21 protein-coding genes are annotated in these 18,676 nt (G+C 63.3%); 11 read left to right on the top strand and 10 right to left on the bottom strand.

Annotated elements, in window-relative coordinates; genetic code table 11:
- Window positions 1-5 precede the first annotated feature (5 nt).
- Window positions 6-857, top strand: coding sequence for an MOSC domain-containing protein (locus AC07V8_RS13615; RefSeq protein WP_494678515.1), 852 nt, complete (start codon window positions 6-8; stop codon window positions 855-857).
- A 3-nt stretch (window positions 858-860) separates the two neighbouring features.
- On the opposite strand, the gene AC07V8_RS13610 is transcribed toward AC07V8_RS13615, so the two are convergent.
- The 3 genes from AC07V8_RS13610 to AC07V8_RS13600 all read right to left on the bottom strand — a co-directional run bounded on the left by AC07V8_RS13610 (window position 861) and on the right by AC07V8_RS13600 (window position 4,154).
- Window positions 861-2,435 (bottom strand): aldehyde dehydrogenase (NADP(+)), encoded by a 1,575-nt coding sequence (locus AC07V8_RS13610; protein ID WP_494678516.1) that lies wholly within the window; start codon window positions 2,433-2,435, stop codon window positions 861-863.
- Window positions 2,436-2,457: 22 nt separating this feature from the next.
- Window positions 2,458-3,132: a GntR family transcriptional regulator gene (locus AC07V8_RS13605; protein WP_494678517.1), complete on the bottom strand. Its 675-nt coding sequence runs from the start codon at window positions 3,130-3,132 to the stop codon at window positions 2,458-2,460.
- A gap of 101 nt (window positions 3,133-3,233) precedes the next feature.
- Window positions 3,234-4,154, bottom strand: a complete 921-nt coding sequence (locus AC07V8_RS13600; RefSeq protein WP_494678518.1) for a dihydrodipicolinate synthase family protein — start codon at window positions 4,152-4,154, stop codon at window positions 3,234-3,236.
- Between the two features lie 263 nt (window positions 4,155-4,417).
- Here AC07V8_RS13600 and AC07V8_RS13595 point away from each other — a divergent pair, with 263 nt between their 5' ends.
- Both AC07V8_RS13595 and AC07V8_RS13590 read left to right on the top strand, forming a co-directional pair.
- On the top strand, window positions 4,418-5,542 hold the full coding sequence (locus AC07V8_RS13595) for a branched-chain amino acid ABC transporter substrate-binding protein (RefSeq protein ID WP_494678519.1): 1,125 nt from the start codon (window positions 4,418-4,420) through the stop codon (window positions 5,540-5,542).
- Window positions 5,543-5,631: 89 nt separating this feature from the next.
- A complete protein-coding gene (locus tag AC07V8_RS13590; protein WP_494678520.1) occupies window positions 5,632-6,396 on the top strand; it encodes a PAS domain-containing protein in 765 nt (254 codons plus the stop codon).
- Between the two features lies 1 nt (window position 6,397).
- On the opposite strand, the gene AC07V8_RS13585 is transcribed toward AC07V8_RS13590, so the two are convergent.
- The 7 genes from AC07V8_RS13585 to rsmD all read right to left on the bottom strand — a co-directional run bounded on the left by AC07V8_RS13585 (window position 6,398) and on the right by rsmD (window position 11,661).
- Window positions 6,398-7,678 carry an FAD-dependent oxidoreductase gene (locus AC07V8_RS13585; RefSeq protein ID WP_494678521.1) on the bottom strand — a complete coding sequence of 427 codons (1,281 nt, stop codon included), beginning with the start codon at window positions 7,676-7,678 and terminating at the stop codon, window positions 6,398-6,400.
- Entirely contained in the window at window positions 7,675-7,938 is a 264-nt protein-coding gene (locus tag AC07V8_RS13580) for a (2Fe-2S)-binding protein (protein ID WP_494678522.1), read from the bottom strand. Before AC07V8_RS13580 ends, AC07V8_RS13585 begins: the two co-directional genes overlap by 4 nt.
- Window positions 7,931-9,052, bottom strand: coding sequence for an NAD(P)/FAD-dependent oxidoreductase (locus AC07V8_RS13575; RefSeq protein WP_494678523.1), 1,122 nt, complete (start codon window positions 9,050-9,052; stop codon window positions 7,931-7,933). The genes AC07V8_RS13580 and AC07V8_RS13575 overlap by 8 nt, the downstream gene beginning before the upstream one ends.
- Window positions 9,049-9,984: a 4-hydroxyproline epimerase gene (locus AC07V8_RS13570; protein WP_494678524.1), complete on the bottom strand. Its 936-nt coding sequence runs from the start codon at window positions 9,982-9,984 to the stop codon at window positions 9,049-9,051. The genes AC07V8_RS13575 and AC07V8_RS13570 overlap by 4 nt, the downstream gene beginning before the upstream one ends.
- Before the next feature lie 119 nt (window positions 9,985-10,103).
- Window positions 10,104-10,382: a YfhL family 4Fe-4S dicluster ferredoxin gene (locus AC07V8_RS13565; RefSeq protein ID WP_061936807.1), complete on the bottom strand. Its 279-nt coding sequence runs from the start codon at window positions 10,380-10,382 to the stop codon at window positions 10,104-10,106.
- Window positions 10,383-10,478: 96 nt separating this feature from the next.
- Complete coding sequence (gene coaD / locus AC07V8_RS13560) at window positions 10,479-10,967, bottom strand: pantetheine-phosphate adenylyltransferase (RefSeq protein ID WP_038485166.1); 489 nt, start codon at window positions 10,965-10,967, stop codon at window positions 10,479-10,481.
- 46 nt (window positions 10,968-11,013) lie between these two features.
- The gene (gene rsmD / locus AC07V8_RS13555; protein WP_494678525.1) at window positions 11,014-11,661 is read right to left on the bottom strand and encodes a 16S rRNA (guanine(966)-N(2))-methyltransferase RsmD; all 648 of its coding nucleotides are present in this window, start codon (window positions 11,659-11,661) and stop codon (window positions 11,014-11,016) included.
- Between the two features lie 226 nt (window positions 11,662-11,887).
- Between rsmD and ftsY the strand changes: the two genes are divergently transcribed.
- The 8 genes from ftsY (at window position 11,888) to AC07V8_RS13515 (ending at window position 18,537) form a co-directional block, all read left to right on the top strand.
- Window positions 11,888-13,015, top strand: a complete 1,128-nt coding sequence (gene ftsY, locus AC07V8_RS13550; RefSeq protein ID WP_494678526.1) for a signal recognition particle-docking protein FtsY — start codon at window positions 11,888-11,890, stop codon at window positions 13,013-13,015.
- Window positions 13,016-13,074: 59 nt separating this feature from the next.
- Window positions 13,075-13,767, top strand: a complete 693-nt coding sequence (locus AC07V8_RS13545; protein WP_494678527.1) for a cell division ATP-binding protein FtsE — start codon at window positions 13,075-13,077, stop codon at window positions 13,765-13,767.
- Window positions 13,764-14,690, top strand: a complete 927-nt coding sequence (gene ftsX / locus AC07V8_RS13540) for a permease-like cell division protein FtsX (RefSeq protein ID WP_494678528.1) — start codon at window positions 13,764-13,766, stop codon at window positions 14,688-14,690. The genes AC07V8_RS13545 and ftsX overlap by 4 nt, the downstream gene beginning before the upstream one ends.
- Before the next feature lie 9 nt (window positions 14,691-14,699).
- On the top strand, window positions 14,700-15,536 hold the full coding sequence (locus tag AC07V8_RS13535) for an AraC family transcriptional regulator (protein WP_494678529.1): 837 nt from the start codon (window positions 14,700-14,702) through the stop codon (window positions 15,534-15,536).
- A gap of 92 nt (window positions 15,537-15,628) precedes the next feature.
- A complete protein-coding gene (locus AC07V8_RS13530; RefSeq protein ID WP_494678530.1) occupies window positions 15,629-16,588 on the top strand; it encodes a DMT family transporter in 960 nt (319 codons plus the stop codon).
- A gap of 50 nt (window positions 16,589-16,638) precedes the next feature.
- Window positions 16,639-17,187 (top strand): hypothetical protein, encoded by a 549-nt coding sequence (locus tag AC07V8_RS13525; protein ID WP_494678531.1) that lies wholly within the window; start codon window positions 16,639-16,641, stop codon window positions 17,185-17,187.
- A 112-nt stretch (window positions 17,188-17,299) separates the two neighbouring features.
- A complete protein-coding gene (locus AC07V8_RS13520) occupies window positions 17,300-17,644 on the top strand; it encodes a DUF1840 domain-containing protein (protein WP_494678532.1) in 345 nt (114 codons plus the stop codon).
- A complete protein-coding gene (locus tag AC07V8_RS13515; RefSeq protein WP_494678533.1) occupies window positions 17,644-18,537 on the top strand; it encodes an alpha/beta hydrolase in 894 nt (297 codons plus the stop codon). The genes AC07V8_RS13520 and AC07V8_RS13515 overlap by 1 nt, the downstream gene beginning before the upstream one ends.
- Window positions 18,538-18,676: the final 139 nt, after the last annotated feature.

The raw sequence follows: 18,676 nt of genomic DNA, 5'->3' as shown, positions 1-18,676 counted from the left end.
AAGCGATGCCAACCATTACCACGCTGACGCTGTACCCGATCAAATCCTGCGCCGGCATTGCCCTGCAGGCGGCGACAATTACCGCTGCCGGCCTTTGCCATCAGCAAGTGCACGACCGCGAATGGATGGTGGTCGACCACGCCGGTCAATTCCTGTCGCAACGCAGCCATCCGCGCATGGCGCTGATCGTGCCAGCCTTGCAGGCCGGCAGCATGACCCTGCAAGCGCCAGGCATGGCGCCGCTGGAGATCCCGACCGCGCCGCTGCCAACCGGGCTGGCGCCAGCCATCACGGTCACCATCTGGGACGAGCAGCTCGGCGCCCACGATTGCGGCGACCAGGCCGGCCGCTGGTTTTCGCAGCTGCTCGGCCAGCCTTGCCGGCTGGTGCGTTTCGACCCTGCCGTCAAACGGCTGGCGAGCGAAAAATGGACTGGCGGTGCGGACGTTCCGACCCACTTCCCCGACGGCTTTCCGATGCTGGTGATTTCACAGGGCTCGCTGGATGACTTGAACCAGAAGCTGCAGGCCCGCGGCCGCGCCGCGGTACCGATGAACCGCTACCGCCCGAACCTCGTGATCGATGGCGTGGAGGCGTTTGAAGAAGATTTTGCCGCGACTATCGAAGCCGGGCCGCTGCGCCTGCAGCTGGTCAAGCCGTGCACACGCTGCCCGATGCCCGCAGTCGACCAGGCTACCGGTGAATTCGGTCCGGATCCCATGGATATCCTGCAGACCTATCGCGGCAATCCGCGCGTCGATGGCGCGCCTACCTTTGGCGTCAACGCCATCGTGCAGGACGGCGCCGGTGAAACCCTGCGTGTCGGCCAGGAGATCGCGCTTGAACTGGATTTCTGAAGCTTATTTACCCAGCTGGCCGTCGCGCCGCTGCCAGATGGCCAGCGGATTGGCGTCCTGCAAAGCCGCCGGCAATAAATCCTGCGCCAGGTTCTGGTAGGACACTGGCCGCAGAAAACGGTAAATCGCGGCACTGCCGACCGAGGTGCTGCGGCTGTCCGAAGTCGCCGGGAACGGGCCGCCATGCACCATTGCATGCGACACCTCGACCCCGGTCGGAAAGCCATTGGCCAGGATGCGGCCAACTTTGCGCTCCAGCACGGGCAACAGACGGCGCGCCAGCGCCTTGTCGTCTTCATCCATCTGCAGGGTAGCGGTCAACTGTCCTTCCAGATGCTCGCTCACTTGCAGCAATTCGTTTTCATCCGCGCAAGCCACCAGCAAGGAGACCGGCCCGAACACTTCCGCGCTCAACAGCGGATTCGACAGAAAGGCCGCCGCGCTGGTGGCGAACAAAGCCGGTACCGCGCGGCAGCCGTCTTCAGCAGCTCCCCGCGCCAGCTGCCTGACATCATCCTGCGCCGCCAGCGTCGCCAGGCCTTGCTCATAAGCCGCATGAATGCCGGTGGTCAGCATGGCCGCAGCGCTGCGCTGCGCCAGTTCCTCGCCGGCACGTTGCGCAAAGCGCTCGAAATCAGCGCCCGCCAGGCCGAGCACCAATCCAGGATTGGTGCAAAATTGACCCGCGCCCAGCGTCACCGAATCGGCAAAACCTGTGGCGATGGCTTCGCCGCGCGCGGCCAGCGCCGCCGGCAGCAGATAAACCGGATTGATGCTGCTCATTTCGGCATACACCGGGATCGGCTGCGGCCGCGCCGCCGCCACTTGCATCAGGGCCAGTCCGCCCTGGCGCGAGCCGGTAAAGCCCACTGCCTGGATGTGCGGGTTCTGCACCAGCGCCGTTCCCAGCGCATTGCCGACGCCGGTCAGCAGCGAAAACACGCCCTCCGGCAAATTGCAGGCCGCAACCGCCTTCTGCACGGCGCGTCCGACCAGTTCCGAAGTGCCCGGATGCGCCGGATGCGCCTTGACCACCACCGGACAGCCCGCCGCCAGCGCGGCAGCGGTATCGCCGCCCGCCACTGAAAACGCCAAGGGGAAATTGCTGGCGCCGAACACCGCCACCGGACCGATGGCAATATTGCGCAAGCGCAGATCGGCACGCGGCAGCGGCGAGCGTTCCGGCAAGGCCGGATCGATGCAGGCATCGTTCCACGAGCCTTCGCGCAGCACTGCGGCAAACAGCCGCAGCTGTCCCACCGTACGGCCGCGTTCGCCTTCCAGGCGCGCGCGCGGCAGGCCGCTTTCCGCCATGGCGCGCAGGATCAGTTCATCGCCGATATCGAGGATCTGCTGGGCGATCGTTTCCAGAAATCCGGCGCGCGCTTCCTGGCCGGTTTCGCGATAGGCATCGAAAGCGGCTTGCGCCAGCGCGCAGGCGCGCTCGACATCCTGCGGCCCGGCGCTATGGAACGCGGGTCCTATCTGTTTGCCCTGCACTGTATCGAAAGCCTGGAATACGGCACCCTGGCTATGGCTCTGGCTGCTGCCGATGATGGATTGTCCGCTGATGGGCATGATTCCTCTTGCGTGATGTTTCTTAGTTGTCTATGACTTTGCGCGCAAACAGTTCCAGGTAGTCGATCAGGGCGCTGGCGCCTTTGACCGCTTCCTGCGGATCGCCGTCAGCCACCGAAACCGCCATCTGCATATGGCATTTGGCGCCTTCGGCGATGTCGCCCTCGTGCTGGAAGGCATACCAGAAACGCCGGCACTTGATGATCAGCGGCGTCACCGCCGCCACTGCCGACGGATTGCGGCAAGCCGCGTGCACCACGTGATCCAGTTCCTGGTCGGCTTGCATGTAGGCGCTCAGGTCGTCCTTCTTGGCCGCCGCCACCATGCGCTTGGCGCAAGCCAGCAAATCCTTGCGCTGCTGCGGCGTCGCCTTGCGCGCAGCGCTCTGCGCGATCAGCTGGTCCAGCACGCGCCGGGTCTCGATCAGGGTCAGGTGCCCGGCCGCTTCGATGTCGCTGACGATCAGGCCGCGCCGCGGCATCTGCTCGATCAGGCCGTTCGAGGTCATGCGCATCAAGGCTTCGCGCAAGGGCGTGCGGCCATGCCCCGTCATCTCCACCAGGTCGGCTTCGACGATGGGCGCGCCAGGCGCGATCTGCAAGGTGACGATCAGGTTTTCCAGCGTGTCGTAGGCGACATCCGCCGCCCGCAATTTGGGCGGCGGCAGGCTGCGTTCATTTTTTTTACTGCTGACCATGGTGTTTTAGCTATCCCTATTCTGCTTACCCCGTATTGCTTCCCTGCACGGGCAAGATCAAATGATAGCAGTCCGGCCGCCACCTGCAGCAGATCGCTGGCTCATCGGTCAAGCTTGAACTGGCTCAGGTCGGGTCGGGTATCGATGGCATGCTGGATAACGGCGGCGACGCGCGCGCGCTCTTCTCCCGCCAGCGGCTGGCGCGGACGGCGCACGTTTTCATTGCCGACGCCGGCCATGGCTTCGATCAGCTTGAGGTTTTGCACCAGCTTGGTCGAGACGTCCAGATGCAGCAGCGGCGTCATCCATTGATACAGCTTGAGCGCTTCTTCATAGCGCTTGGCTTTCATCAGCGTGTACAGCGCCACCGTTTCTTTCGGGAAGGCCACCACCACGCCGGCCAGCAAGCCATCGGCGCCGATGGCCAGCGCTTCGAACGCCAGGTCGTCCACGCCCATGAACAACTGATAGCGGTTGCCGACGGCATTGCGCAGGTCGGTGATGCGGCGGATGTTGTCGGTCGATTCCTTGATCGCCACCAGCCATTTGCAATCCGCCAGCTCGACAAAATCCTGCGGCGTCAGGTCGACCCGGTAGGCCACCGGATTGTTATAGACCATGACCGGCAGCTGCGCGGCGTTGGCGATGGTGCGCAGATTATCCTTGGCTTCGCGGGCGTCGGCCACGTATAGCACGGACGGCATCACCATCAGGCCCTGCACACCCATCTTCGCGGCTTGCTCGGCGAAATGCACGGCGTCCCGGGTGCGCAGCTCGGAGACGTTGGCCAGCACCGGTACGCGGCCGTTGGCCACCGACAAGGCGATTTTCGTGACTTCCAGTTTTTCATCCAGCGACAGCGTGCTGGCTTCGCCCAGCGATCCGCAGGTGACCAGGCCGTGCACGCCGCTGTCGACCTGGAAGGCGTAGTGCTTTTCCATTTCGGCATGGTCGAGGTCTTCGTTTTCCTTGAACTTGGTGGTGACGGCGGGGAATACGCCTTCCCATTTTGCTGACGACATGTGCGGCTCCTTGTAAAAAAAAAGAAACAGTCCGGTGCGGCGACCAGGGTGGAAAAAGATCGATGAAAGCGATACTAATATCTTGCAAATATATTTGCAATATATTTAAATGAAGCACCAGCACATGAAAAAGGGAGTAAAAACACGACTCGCAAAAGCCGGCGCCGGCAGCATCCGCCAGGGCCGCCAATACTGTGCAGAACTCTGCATGGATCTTGCACAGATCAGTACAAATCCAAGAAAACTATTCAGGAGCGAAGAAAATGAGCTTTACCGTCAAAGCAATTTGCCTGGCCTGCAGTGTTGTATTGAGCGCTGCGTCTGCGGCGCAGGAAGTCGTCAAGATCGGCCTGACGAGTCCACTGACCGGACCGCAGGCGCCGGCAGGCAAAGATAATGAAAGCGGCGCCAAGATGGCGATCGAACAACTCAACAAGAACAAGTTCACGGTCGCCGGCAAGGTGCTGAGCTTCCAGCTGCTGACCGAGGACGACCAGGGCGATCCGAAAGCCGGCGTTGCGGTGGCGCAGAAACTGGTGGACAGCAAGGTCAAGGCGGTGCTCGGCCCCTACAACTCGGGCGTGGCGATCCCGGCCTCCAAGGTGTATAACGACGCCGGCGTGGTGATGGCCACCGTCGGCACCAATCCGCGCATCACCCAGCAGGGCTACGAGCATGTGTTCCGGCTCGATCCCAACGACAGCCAGCTGGGCGGCAACATGGCGGTCTATGCAGCCAGGCAGCTGAAACTGAAAAAGGTGGCGGTCATCGATGACCGCACCGCTTACGGCCAGGGCGTCGCCGACGCCTTCCTGAAAGCGGCCAAGGCCAGCCAGATCGAGATCGTCAGCCGTGAATTCACCAACGACAAGGCGAGCGAATTCAGCGCCATCCTGACCTCGATCAAAGGCAAGCAGGTCGACGCCATCTTCTACGGCGGCTACTTCGCCCAGGCCGCCGCCATGAAGCGCCAGATGAAGCAGCTCGGCCTCGATGTGGCGCTGATGGGCGGCGACGCCATCTGCAATGCGGAAACCGGCAAGCTCGGCGGCGAGGCCGTCAACGACAAGGTGTATTGCGTACAGGGCGGCACCGTGCTGGGCGACAAGGCTGGCGAAAAAACCTTCCTGAGCGACTTCCAGAAAACCTACGGCAAGGCGCCGCTCACTTATGCGCCGTATTTCTACGACGGCATGCTGATGATTGCCGAAGCCATGAAAAAGGCCGGCTCCACCGAACCGGCCAGGTTCGGCCCGGTGCTGGCGGCCATGAAGTACGCAGGAGTGGTCGGCGAGTATGAATTCGACGCCAGCCACGACTTGAAGAATGCGCCGGTCACTATCTATCAGTTCAAGGGCGGCGAGCCGGTTGCGGTTCCCGCGCATTGAAGGCTGGTTGAACGTAACAGCCGGCGTCGCAGAGACGGCGCCGGCCACAAGGGTATGATGCAAACAACTTTCACTGCCGCGCAACCAGCATGAGCCACCCAGTCGTCCCGATCGAAACCGCCACCGACCGCAACCTACTGGCGGCGGCGCTGGACAATGTATTTTTCGCCGAAACGCTGTTCGACGCCTTGCCGGACGTGGTGTTTTTCGTCAAGGGCATGCAAGCCGAATACTTGGTGGTCAACCAGACGCTGGCGGCGCGCTGCGGCCTGGCCGACAAGGCCGCCTTGCTGGGGCGCACGGCGAGCGATATCTTCCCGCCCGAATTCGCCGCCAGCTACCGCCAGCAAGACCAGCGCGTGCTCAGCACCGGCGTCGACATCCATGACCAGCTGGAACTGCATCTTTATCCGAACCGCGCGCCGGGCTGGTGCGTCACCCACAAGATCGTGCTGCGCGACCGCGCCGGCGGCATCGCCGGCATGGCCGGCATTTCACGCGACCTGGCGATGCCGGACAAGAATCATCCCGTCTATAAACGCGTCGCCGCGGCGGCGCATTTCATCCATGACCACTACGACCAGCCCTTGCAGATCGCCGAACTGGCCAGGCTCGCCGCGCTGTCGGTGGCGCAGCTGGAACGCTATTTCCAAAGGATTTTTTCCCTGAACCCGCGGCAGATGATTATCAAGACCCGCCTGGATGCGGCGTCGGCGATGCTGGCCGGACAGCACAGCATCACCGAGATCGCCGCCGCCTGCGGCTATCACGACCACAGCGCTTTCACGCGCCAGTTCAAGGCGACAGTCGGCGTTACGCCGCGCGCCTACCGGCAGTTGCTGCACGCGGGATAAGCTATTCCGAGCGGAGATTTTCGTCAGCGGCAGCGTTGGCCAAAGCGATCAGACTGGAAACGCGCGCCGGCGATATCGGCAAGCGCACCGAATCCGGCTGCCAGCCGAACAGGAAGTCGGTGGCGCCGCCGCAGACCCGGCCCTGGCACGGCCCCATGCCGCAGCGCGTATGCAGTTTCGCGCTGCGCCAGCTGGCGTGCCCTTGCAAAGCGCTATAAGCCACATCTTCGCAGCGGCACACCAGGGTTTCCGGCGCGCACAGACGGCGCAATTCAGGACGCAAGGAAAATGCGCTCTCCAGGCGCCTGGCGAAAGCTTGCTGACTGCGCCGCTGCGCCAGCCAGCCGTGCCCGGCAACGCCTGAACCGGCGGCATGCAGGCCGGCGATATGCCCCTCTGCCAGCGCCAGATCGACGCCGCCGACACCAGTGCCCTCGCCGGCACAGTACACGTCTTGCACGCTGCTGCGCTGCTGCGCATCCACCTGCACCGCGCCGTCCGCGATGCGGCAGCCGAGCGCCTGCGCCAGCTCGGTATTGGGCAACAGGCCGTAGCCGCAAGCCAGGTAGTCGCACTCCACGCTCTGAGTCTTTCCGGCCACCATCATCTGCACCGCGCGCAGCTGTCCCTCGCCCTGCGCTTGCAGCACATAGCTGTCAGCGTGATACGGCACGCCGGCCAGCTGGCTGCGCAATTGCCAGGCCTGGCGCAATTTGGCGGGCGTGCGCGCCAGCTGCAGCGCAAACCCGGCCAGCTTGCGCCGGCTGCTTTGTTCCAGTATGTGCAGCACCTGCGCACCGTGCTGCCGCAAGGTCGCCGCCACCGCCAGCAGCAAGGGGCCGGAACCGGCCACGACGATGCGTTTGCCATGCACCGGATAAGCGCCTTTGACCAGCGCCTGCAAGCCGCCGGCGCCGGTCACGCCGGGCAGCGTCCAGCCGGGAAACGGCAGCAGCCGTTCACGCGCGCCGGTTGCCAGTATCAGCTTGCGGTAACTCAGCGTGAAAGTCTGCTGCGGGCTTTCCAGCAGCAATTGCATCGCTCCTGCCTGAGCAAGCACGCGGCTCTGCATGAACCACTGCACGTTCGCCATCTGCTGCAATTGATCCCATAATTCTTTAGCTTGCGGATGCGCGCTGTGCTGCGGGCCGCTGCGCCAGATCTGGCCGCCGGCGCGCGGGTTGTCATCGACCAGCGCTACCGCCGCGCCGGATTGCGCCGCACTTCTGGCCGCGGCCAGTCCGGCCGGCCCGGCGCCGACAATGACAATATCGTGCTTCATGCGACAACCTGCGCAGTAACTATCCGCATGCCGGCGACGCATTCAGTCTGGCAAGCCAGGCGATGTTCGCGGCCGTCTATGCTGACCCGGCATTCCTGGCAGACGCCCATGCCGCACAGCGGCGCCCGCGGCATGCCGCTGACCGAACGGCGCGTGATCGCCGGCACACCGGCCGTGGCCAGTGCGGCTGCCACGCTACAGCCGGCGGCCACCTTGACGCCGCTGCCGTTAATGAATATCTCTATGTTGTTTTCAGCCATGTTGCATTCCCAGTTGCCGGAAGCGTGCCGGCAGATAAGGCGTGATCGGGATCTGTGCCGGCCTGCCGGCAATCTGCGCCGCCAGCAACTGGGCGCTGGCCAGCGAGGTGGTGATGCCAAGGCCTTCATGGCCGGTCGCCAGCCAGACATTCGGCCGTGACGGATGCGGTCCGAGCAGCGGCAAGCCGTCGCTGCTGGCGGCGCGCATGCCGGTCCAGCAGCGCAGGGCATTCAAGCCGGCCAGCGCGGGAACAAAGCTGGCTGCGTGCGCCAGCATGCGCGCCAGGATCGCCGGCTCGACCGCCTTGTCGGCGACATCGAACTGGCGTGAAGAGCCGATCAGCAGTTGTCCGGTCGGACGCGGCTGCAGATTGAAGGCGACCGAATCGCCGCTGGCTGCGTGCGCGCTTTTGATATAGCCGAGTTCAACCAGCTGATGACGGATCAGGCCCGGATAGCGGTCGGTGATGACGATATGGCCTTTCTTCGGCCGGATCGGCAATTCAGGCAGCAGTTGCACCGATGCGCTGCCGTTCGCCACCAGCACGCTGTCGGCATGCAGCTCGCTGCCGTCGGCCAGCAGTACGCCGTGGCCGGTGATCGCCTGCACCTGTCCTGTACGCACTTGCGCGCCGCGGCGCTGCGCCCGCGCCAGCAGCAATGCGGCGCTTTTCGGCGGATAGACGATCGCATCGCCGCCGACGCGCAAGCCGCCGCTCAGGCCGGGCCGCAACTGCGGTTCGTGCGCGTACAAGGCGGCCGCGTCCAGCATCTCGCAGGCAATGCCGTGCGCCTGCAAGGTGGCTTGCTTGCCGCCCGCCGCCGCCATTTCTTCATCGTCGGCGGCGATCCATATCGTGCCGCAGCCGCTGTATTCATGCGCAGCGGGATCGGCGCCGGCGAGCTGCCGCCACAAAGCGAGCGAGTACGACGTCAGCGCCAGTTCCGCCAGATTGTCGTCCATGACCACCAGGTGCCCCATGCCGGCTGCCGTGGCGCCGCTGCCGGTCGCTTCGCGCTCCACCACCATCACCGCCAGACCCTCGGCCGCCAGCGCATCGGCGCAGGCGGCGCCGATGATGCCGGCGCCGACGATCAAGATATCGATGCTCAAACAATGCCCCAGGCGAAGGGATCGTCCTGCTGGAAAATAAAACTGCTCTCGGCGTTGACATGGGCAACGCCGCGGATGGCGGGCAGGATCTGTTCGCCGTGGCGCCGGTAGGACGCTTCGAAAACGCTGCCGATGATGCTTTCCTGGCGCCAGACAGCGCCCTCGGCCAGCTTGCCGTCAGCCGCCAGGCAGGCCAGCTTGGCGCTGGTGCCGGTGCCGCAGGGCGAACGGTCGTAGGCGTTGCCGGGGCACAGCACGAAATTGCGGCTGTGGTTGCCGGCTTGCCGGGCCGGGCCGAACAGTTCGACGTGATCGATCGCGGCCCCGGCGGCGCCCGTGATACCGGCCAGTTCGAGCGCGGCGCGCACTGCCTGGGCGAAAGCGCTGAGGGCGGCGATATTCTCTTGCTGCACATCCAGCCCGTGTTCACCGACCAGGAAAAACCAGTTGCCGCCCCAGGCGATGTCGCCGACCACCCGGCCATAGCCGGGCACTTGCAAGACCACGTCCTTGCACAAGCGATAGGCGGGGATATTGTGCACGGTCACGCTGGCGTCGGCATGCAGTTCGGTCTCGACCACGCCGACCGGCGTTTCGATCCGATGGCGGCCTGTGCCCAAGCGGCCCAGGTAGGCCAGCGAGGCGATCAAACCGATGGTGCCGTGCCCGCACATGCCGAGATAGCCGACGTTATTGAAAAAGATGACGCCGGCGGCGCAGGCCGGGTCTTGCGGCTGACACAGCAGCGCGCCGACCAGCACGTCGGAACCGCGCGGCTCGCACACGGTGGCGATGCGCAGGCGGTCGTGCTGCGCACGCAGCAGCTGCAGCCGTTCGGACAAAGGCCCGTTGCCAAGATCGGGGCCGCCAGCCAGCACCAGGCGGGTGGGTTCACCGCCGGTGTGGGAATCGAGAATCGAGATTTTTTCCATACCGACAGCGTAGTCGGCGCGGACGGCGCTGTCTTGCTGCCAAGCCTTGGAATAGATGACGAAATCGGCATAGTGCCGATTTGGCGCCTGCTGCGCGCGGCAGCAGGATGAATGGCGGATTAAGGTTGCTTGGCGGCGGCAGGAGCAGCCAGCTCAGCCTGCAGGCGCTCGTACTTGGCTTGCAGCTGTTCTTTGGATTCGTGCCAGGCGGGGTCCAGCGGGATGCAACTGACCGGGCAAACCTGCTGGCATTGCGGCTCATTGAAATGGCCGACGCACTCGGTGCACTTGTGCGGGTCGATTTCGTAAATCAGCGGCCCCATATAGATCGCACCGTTCGGGCACTCGGGCTCGCAAACGTCGCAATTGATGCAGTCATCGGTGATCAACAAAGCCATTGCACTACTCTTTTAAATCAAAATACGGCTGGGCCGGGGCACAACGGACAATCCCGTCCTGCTCCGGCCATTTTATTCTTTTTAGCGGCAAAGCGCTTAAGGCTGCTGGGCATCGAGCTTTTCCTTCAGCCATTTTTCAACGGAAGGAAAGACAAACTTGGAGACATCGCCGCCCAGGGTAGCGATTTCGCGCACGATGGTGCCGGAGATGAACTGGTACTGATCGGACGGCGTCAGGAACAGGGTTTCGACGTCCGGCAGCAGATAGCGGTTCATGCCGGCCATCTGGAACTCGAATTCGAAGTCGGACACCGCGCGCAAGCCGCGCACGATCACATTGGCGTCGTGCTGGCGGACGAAATCCTTGAGCAGGCCGGAAAAGCTCTCCACCTGCACATTGGGGTAGTGGCCAAGCACCTCGTTGGCGATCGACAAACGCTCTTCCAGAGAGAAAAACGGTTTTTTGTTCTTGCTGTCGGCGACGCCGACCACCAGCTTGTCGAACAGCCCGGACGCGCGCCGTACCAAATCTTCATGACCACGCGTGAGCGGATCGAACGTTCCCGGATAAACTGCTGTGACCATCTTGTTCCCCCTCCCAATCAGATCGCGCATTATGCCTGAATTTGCCTCAGGCCAAAGTAACTTGCCTTTTTAGCAAATGATAGAACACCATGCCTGCCTTGTCCGCCCGCAACAGCTGCCAGCCGCTTAGCCAGTCCGGCAAGGCATCCTCCGCCAGCGCAAACTCCGCTTCCAGATACAGCAGACCATGCTCGGCCAGCAAACCCTGGCACAGCGGCAGCACCTTTTCCAGCCAGCCCTGCTGGTAGGGCGGATCCAGGAAAATCAGGTCGTAGCGCCCGGCCTCGGTGCTCGCCTTGCCTAGCCACGTCGCCGCATCGCTGCGCAGGACCCGCACCTGGCCGGCGTCCAGCTTGGCCTTGGTCGCCTCCAGCTGGCGCGCTGCCGGGGTGTTGTGCTCGATCATGGTCACTTCCAGCGCGCCGCGGCTGGCCGCCTCGAAACCGAGGGCGCCGGTGCCCGCGAACAGGTCCAGGCAGCGCACCGCAGCCCAGTTGCCGTCCAACAAGTGATTCAGCCAGTTGAACAGAGTTTCGCGCACCCGGTCCGGCGTCGGCCGCAAGCCTTCGCATTCCAGCACCGCCAGCGGCGTGCGCTTCCAGGCGCCGCCGATGATCCTGACCTGGCGCGCCAACGGCGGCCTGATGGCGTGTACCGGCGTTTTCGCTGGTTTTTTGCTGCTTGGTTTTTTCATTAAGTTTAATAAAGATGGGAAAAATTGCCCGGATTTCGTCGCTTCGGCCTCGATTTTGCGTCGATTTCGGCGCCTACGGCAGTCAAATTAGAGGCCGGCGGGCAAGACTATCCGTAAATCGATAGCCGGTGCTCTGATAGAATGCCGGTGATTGTACCTCTTGTGCGGCAGGCTCCGACAGCCCGCCGCCGCACCCTTTTTCACCGCCCGACAGACCAGGCCTCAGATGTTTAGTTTCTTCAAGAAAAAACCAAAACCCGAAGTTGCGCCTTTGCCGGCAGCAGAACTGCCGCAGGTAGAAGCATCAGAAATTGCTCCGGCGGCCGGGATCGCACCGGCGCTTGCGCCAGCCCCTGCCGCCATAGTTGATGCGGCTGTTGCGCCGAGCGAGCCGCCGCCCGCCCTGGCTGCCGAAGCGGAAACCGAGATCGTCTCGGCGCCGGTGGCCGCGGAGCAAAAGCGCTCCTGGCTGTCGCGCCTGAAAAGCGGGCTGTCCAAGACTTCCTCCAACCTGAGCACCCTGTTCGTCGGCGCCAAGATCGACGACGACTTGTACGAGGAACTGGAATCAGCCCTGCTGGTGTCGGATGCCGGCGTCGACGCCACCCATTTCCTGCTCAATGCCCTGAAAAAGAAGGTCAAGGAAGAAAAGCTGACGGAAGCGGCCCAGGTCAAGGCGGCGCTGCGCACCTTGCTGATCGATTTGCTGTCGCCCTTGCAAAAGCCGCTGGTGCTGGACCAGCATCAGCCGCTGGTGATGATGATCGCCGGCGTCAACGGCGCCGGCAAGACCACCACCATCGGCAAGCTGGCCAAGCATCTGCAAGCCCACAAGCAATCGGTGCTGCTGGCGGCCGGCGATACTTTCCGTGCCGCCGCGCGTGAACAATTGACGATCTGGGGCGAGCGCAACAACGTCACCGTGATCGCTCAGGAATCCGGCGATCCGGCGGCGGTGGCTTTCGACGCCGTGCATTCGGCGCAGGCGCGCGGCACCAATGTCGTCATGGTGGACACTGCCGGCCGCCTGCCGACCCAGCTGCACCTGATGGACGAATTGAAAAAAATCAAGCGCGTCATCGGCAAAGGCATGGCCACCGCGCCGCATGAAATCCTGCTGGTCATCGACGGCAACACCGGCCAGAATGCGCTGGCGCAGGTCAAGGCTTTCGACGATGCGCTGGGCCTGACCGGGCTGGTGATCACCAAGCTGGACGGCACCGCCAAGGGCGGCGTGCTGGCGGCCATCGCCACCACCCGCGCCATTCCGGTGTACTTCATCGGCGTCGGCGAGCAGATCGAAGACTTGCAGCCCTTCAATGCCGCCGATTTTGTGGATGCATTGCTCAGTTAAAGACGTTGTCCCGGGTTTCCTTCAAGCTGTATTGCCATCGCTACTAGCCAACATTTGCAATGATTGAATTCAACCAGGTATCCAAGAAATATGCGCGCGACGTGTTCGCGCTGCGCGATATCACACTGACAGTCAACAAGGGCGACCTGATTTTCCTGGCCGGCCCGTCCGGCGCCGGCAAAACCACCTTGCTCAACCTGATTGCGGCGATCGAACGTCCCAGCAGCGGCGCCCTGACGGTCAGCGGCGCCAATGTCGGCAAGCTGAAGTCGTCCGGCCTGCCCTACCTGCGGCGCAACCTCGGGCTGATCCTGCAACAGCAGAAACTGCTGCAGGACCGCAGCGTGCTGGCCAATGTCATGCTGCCTTTGCTGGTCACCGGCGCCACCCGGGCCGAAGCCGAGAAGCGCGCGCAAGCGGCGCTGGACCGGGTCGGCCTGCTGGACAAGGCGGCCACCGATCCGCTCGCGCTCTCGGGCGGCGAACAGCAGCGGGTATCGATCGCCCGCGCCATCGTCAACCGGCCGCAGATCATCCTGGCCGACGAACCGACCGCCAATCTCGACCGCGACAACGCCAACAAGGTGCTCGATGCGCTCAAGTCCTTCCATGCGGTCGGCGTGACCTGCCTGATTTCCACCCATGACGAGCAGTTCCTCAACAGCGCCAACCGCGTGGTGTTCCTGGACCAGGGGCAGATCGTCGACCACTGGCAAAACTCTGCCGTGCGCAACACCGGAGGTGCGGCATGAAGAGCTGGCTGCGACAACATGCGTTCGCCATCAGCGACGCCTTCATCCATATGTTCAAGGCCCCTGGCGGCTTTGCCCTCAATGTGCTGGTGGTGGCGATCGCGCTGGCCTTGCCGTTCGGCGGCCTGACCCTGATCGAAAACATCCGGCCGGTATCGGAACAGCTGGCGGTGGAGCCGGAAATCAGTATTTTCATGACGCTGGATGCGGCGCGCGACAAGACCACGGCGCTGGCCAAGCCTATCGACGCCATCCTGCAGCAGCATCACAGCGCGGCCAAGGTGTTGTTCATTCCGCGCGAAGACGCTCTGGTCAGCCTGAAAAACAAGACCGGCATGGACGATGCCCTGACCACTCTCGGCCAGAATCCTCTGCCGGACGCGTATGTGCTGAAGCTGACCGGTTTCCATGATGCCCCCGACGCCGCCCGCATCGATGTCATCGCGGCCGACCTCAAGGCGCTGCCCGGCGTCGATACCGTGCAGGTCGATTCGGAATGGGTCAAGCGGCTGGCCGCCTTGCTCGGCATCCTGCGCCTGGTGCTGCTGTTCCTGGCGGCGACGCTGGCGGTAGTGGTGGTGGCAGTGGTGTTCAATACCGTGCGCCTGCAGGTGCTGACGCAACGCGAGGAAATCGCCGTGGCCAAGCTGGTCGGCGCTACCGACAGCTTTATCCACCGGCCTTTCTATTACACCGGCGCGTTGCTCGGCCTGTGCGCCGGCGGCCTGGCGCTGGCGGCGGTGGCGCTCGGCTTGCAGCCCCTGAACCAGGCGATCTCTGAATTCGCCCGTTTGTACGCCTCCGAATTCCGCCTGCTGCCGCTCAACTGGCTGGCCAGCATCGTGCTGCTGGCGATCAGCGCCGGGCTCGGCCTGGTTGGCGCGCTACTGTCGGTGCGGCGCCACCTGGCGCGGCTCGCCTGAGCAACCATCGTGTTCGATCATCCCTCCGAATTCGTCACCTTCAAGACCAGCCCGCATCTGCCGGGCGTGGAATTGTATTCGGCGCGGCTGGTGGATCACGAATTCGCTCCGCATGTGCATGACGCCTATTCGCTGGGCGCGATCGAAAGCGGGGTTGAGCGCTTCCGCTACAAGGGCGGCCAGCACCTGGCGCCGGCCGGCACGCTGGTCCTGCTCAATCCGGACGAGTTGCATGACGGCCACGCCGAAGTTGCAGCCGGCTGGACTTACCAGATGCTGTATATCGAGCCGCAGATATTGCACGAAATGACCGGCAGCGAAGCCTACTTCACCGGTGCCACCGAACACGATCCGGCGCTGGCCGACAGCTTCCGCCTGGCCTTCCGGCGCATGTGGCAGGCGCCGGACGACACCGCCTTCGTTTCGCATTTCACGCAGCTGATCGACGCCGTGACGCAGCGCTACGGCAAGAACCTCCGGCCACTGGCGACCACCACGGCGCACCATCCGCAGCGCATGCTGGCCATGCGGCGCGTACTCGACTGCATCGAGGCCAATCTGGACCAGACCCTGCACATCGATACCCTGGCGGCGGAAGCCGGCATGTCGGTGTTTCATTTCGTGCGCACCTTCGCCGCCGAATTCCACGCCACCCCGCACCAGTACCTGCAAGCGCGCCGCGCCGCCCGCGCCAAGATCCTGCTGGCCCGGCGCAGCACGCCGACCGACGCCGCCGCCGCGGTCGGCCTGGCCGACCAGAGCCACCTGACGCGCTGGTTCAAGCGCGCCTACGGCGTCACGCCCGCGCAGTACCAACAGCAAATTGGTACAAGACCGCTGGCTTGAATCTAGGCATGATGAGTACAGTCGCTACTCACCCTTGATCTCCCTATGACCTCAGCTCGTTTTACCGTCACCACCCGCTTGCGCCGTTCGCCATGCTGACCGGACTCTTGTGCGCGCTCGGCGCCGGCCTGATGTGGGGACTGGTCTTCATTGCCCCGCTGTTGCTGCCGGACTACCCGGGGCTGATGCTGTCGTTCGGCCGCTATGTGGCGTTCGGCCTGATCGCGCTGGTGCCGGCCATGCTGCATCGCAAGCGCATCGCCGCCTTGAGCAAGGCTGACTGGCGCGCCGCCCTGAAACTTTCACTGGTCGGCAACCTGCTGTATTACGCCGCGCTGGCGACGGCGATCCAGCTGGCCGACGCGCCGCTGCCGACCATGCTGATCGGCACCTTGCCGGTGGTGATCTCGGTATTTTCCAACTGGTCGCCGGGCCATGCGGCCGAAAGCGTGGCCTGGCGCCGGCTGGCGCCTTCGCTGGTGATCATCTTCATCGGCATCCTGTGCGTGAACGCCGCCGAACTGACGCATATGCGGCAGGCCGGCAGCAGCAACACGCGCTCGATGAGCGACTATCTGCTGGGCTGCCTGATTGCGCTCGGCGGCGTCGCCGCCTGGACCTGGTACCCGATCGTCAATGCCCGCTACCTGCGCGCCAATCCGCACATCAGCCCGTCCACCTGGGCCACCGCCCAAGGCCTGGCAGTGTTGCCGCTGGCATTGGCCGGGATGTGCGCCTACGGCGCTTACCAGAAACTGAGCGGCGGCGCCTATGCCTTCCCGTTCGGCCCGCGGCCGCTGCAGTTCGTCGGCCTGATGCTGGTTATCGGCCTGTCCGCTTCCTGGATCGGCACCCTGCTCTGGAACAAGGCCAGCCAGCACCTGCCGACAGCGCTGCTGGCGCAACTGATCGTCTTCGAAACCTTGTCGGCCCTGCTGTACGCCTTCATTTTCCGTGGCGCGGTGCCTGGCGTGCAGGTGATGGCGGGGATCGTCCTGTTGTGCATAGGCATCGTTTTTGGTGTGCGCACCTTCCAGCATCAGATACCATAGAGGCCGTTTCCTCTTTGCAGCCTGCTGCATAATTTCGTGAAAACTCGCCCGTGAAAACTGCCTCTCATCCAGCCGTCCGCGCATTGCTGCTGTGCGCCGGCGCCATGCTCTTGCTGTCGGCCTGTTCGCCCAAGTTCAACTGGCGCGAAGTACGCAGCAAGGATGCGCCTTACAGCGTCTTGCTGCCGACCAAACCCTCGACCTTTGCGCGCCCGGTCGACCTCGACGGCACCGTGCTCACCATGACCATGACCGCTTCCAAGGTCGACGACACGGTGTTCGCCGTAGGCAGCGCCAGCGTGCCCGATGCCGCCAAGGCGCAGGCCGCCCTGCTTGCAATGAAAACCGCACTGGTGAAAAATATCAGCGGCACGGTCCGTTCGGAGAAATCGACCGCGGCCGCCAGCGGCGCGCAAGGGCTGTCGTCCAGCATCGACATCGAAGCAGTCGGCAAGACCCCCGCCGGCAAGGAAGAAATACTGTTCGGGCATTTTGTCAGCAAGGACAAGGAAATCTACCAAGTCATCGTGATGGGTCCTGAAAAACAGGTTTCCCGGGAAAATGTTGATACTTTCATCAGTTCGTTCAAACATAATTAATATTGCTGCCATTTGCCGGCTCTGTAACCGGCGGTGACAAACCTGGCGTCCACCGGGACAAACAACTATTCTGTACAATGTCTTTTTTATCAAAAACATTTTTTGAGGTTTTATGTTAGTTACGTTCAAATCCAAGGCATCGTCCGACGTCATCATGTTCGAACACGACGCCAAGCGTATCCTCGATCTGCTGCATAAAGATGTAAAGATCGGCGTGATCACGGCTGCGGAAGGCGCGGCAGCGATTGCCAAGCTGGAAGCGGAAACCTCGGAAAGCCGTGCCCATCCCGCATCCGACAGCGTGCAGCATGACATCGCGGCCCATCACAACGACCAGGGCGACGACACCGGCCATGAGCCGGTGCAGACAGTAAATTTCGCCAGCCGCATCCATCCTTTGCTGGAAATGCTGCGCGAAGCCCACAAGCACAACAACGACATCATCTGGGGCGTCTGATGCCGCTGGAGCAGCAGCTTACGGCCGACGACGGCGCCTCGCTGTTCGTTACCGACTGGCCGCTGGCTCCCGGCGAGCCGGTCGCCGGCAGTATCCTGTTGATGCACGGACTGGGCGAGCATTCCGGCCGCTACGCTCATGTCATACGTTTTTTCAATCGTTGTGGCTTGCTGGTGCGCAGCTACGATCATCGCGGCCACGGCCGTTCCGGCGGCCGCAAAGGCGATGTCGCGGACGACAGCACCCTGTTGCGCGACGCCAAGCTGGTGCTGAACGATTTCAGCCGGCAGCAAGGGCTGATCCATCCCGAGCTGGAAAACACTACCCCTATATTATTCGGCCACAGCATGGGCGGCCTGTTCGCGGCCCGCTTTGCCGTGGCGCAGATGGCTTCCCTGCGCGGCCTGATCCTGTCTTCGCCGGCGCTGGCGCTGCGCATGAGCGGCTTCCAGCACGGCCTGCTCAAGCTGATGTCGGCCATCGCCCCCGGCCTGGCGGCGCCCAACGGCCTGGACGTCAACCATCTGTCGCACGACCTCACGGTGGCCAGGGCCTACCGCCTCGATCCGCTGGTGCACAACAAGATCAGCCCGCGCCTGCTGAACAGCATGCTGCATGCCGGCGCCTTCGCCATCAGCCAGGCGCCGACGCTGGCGCTGCCGACCCTGATGGTGATAGCCGGCGACGACCGCATCATCGATCCGGCAGGCAGCCGCCGCTTTTTCGCCGCCCTGCGTCCCGAGATCCGCACCATGCGTGACTACGAAGGCATGTATCACGAGATTTTCAACGAAATCGGCGCTGAGCGCGTATTCGCCGATGTGCGCCGCTGGCTGGACGCGCAGCAGATGCTGCAGCCGCTGCCTGTCGCCAGCGCGGCATTGGCAAGTTAATATTTTCCATCAAGAAAATTATTGCAATGACATTGTGCCGCCGGTGGCTCCCTCCGGTAAGGCATGCCATGGCTGCTGTCAAGCCATCCGGTAATTTCCGCATTTTTCCTGCCACAATCGCGACCTAACCGTAGGTTCA

The organism is Collimonas sp. GW821-FHT02H07 (assembly GCF_059421505.1).
This window is presented reverse-complemented; position numbering and strand designations above follow the sequence as displayed.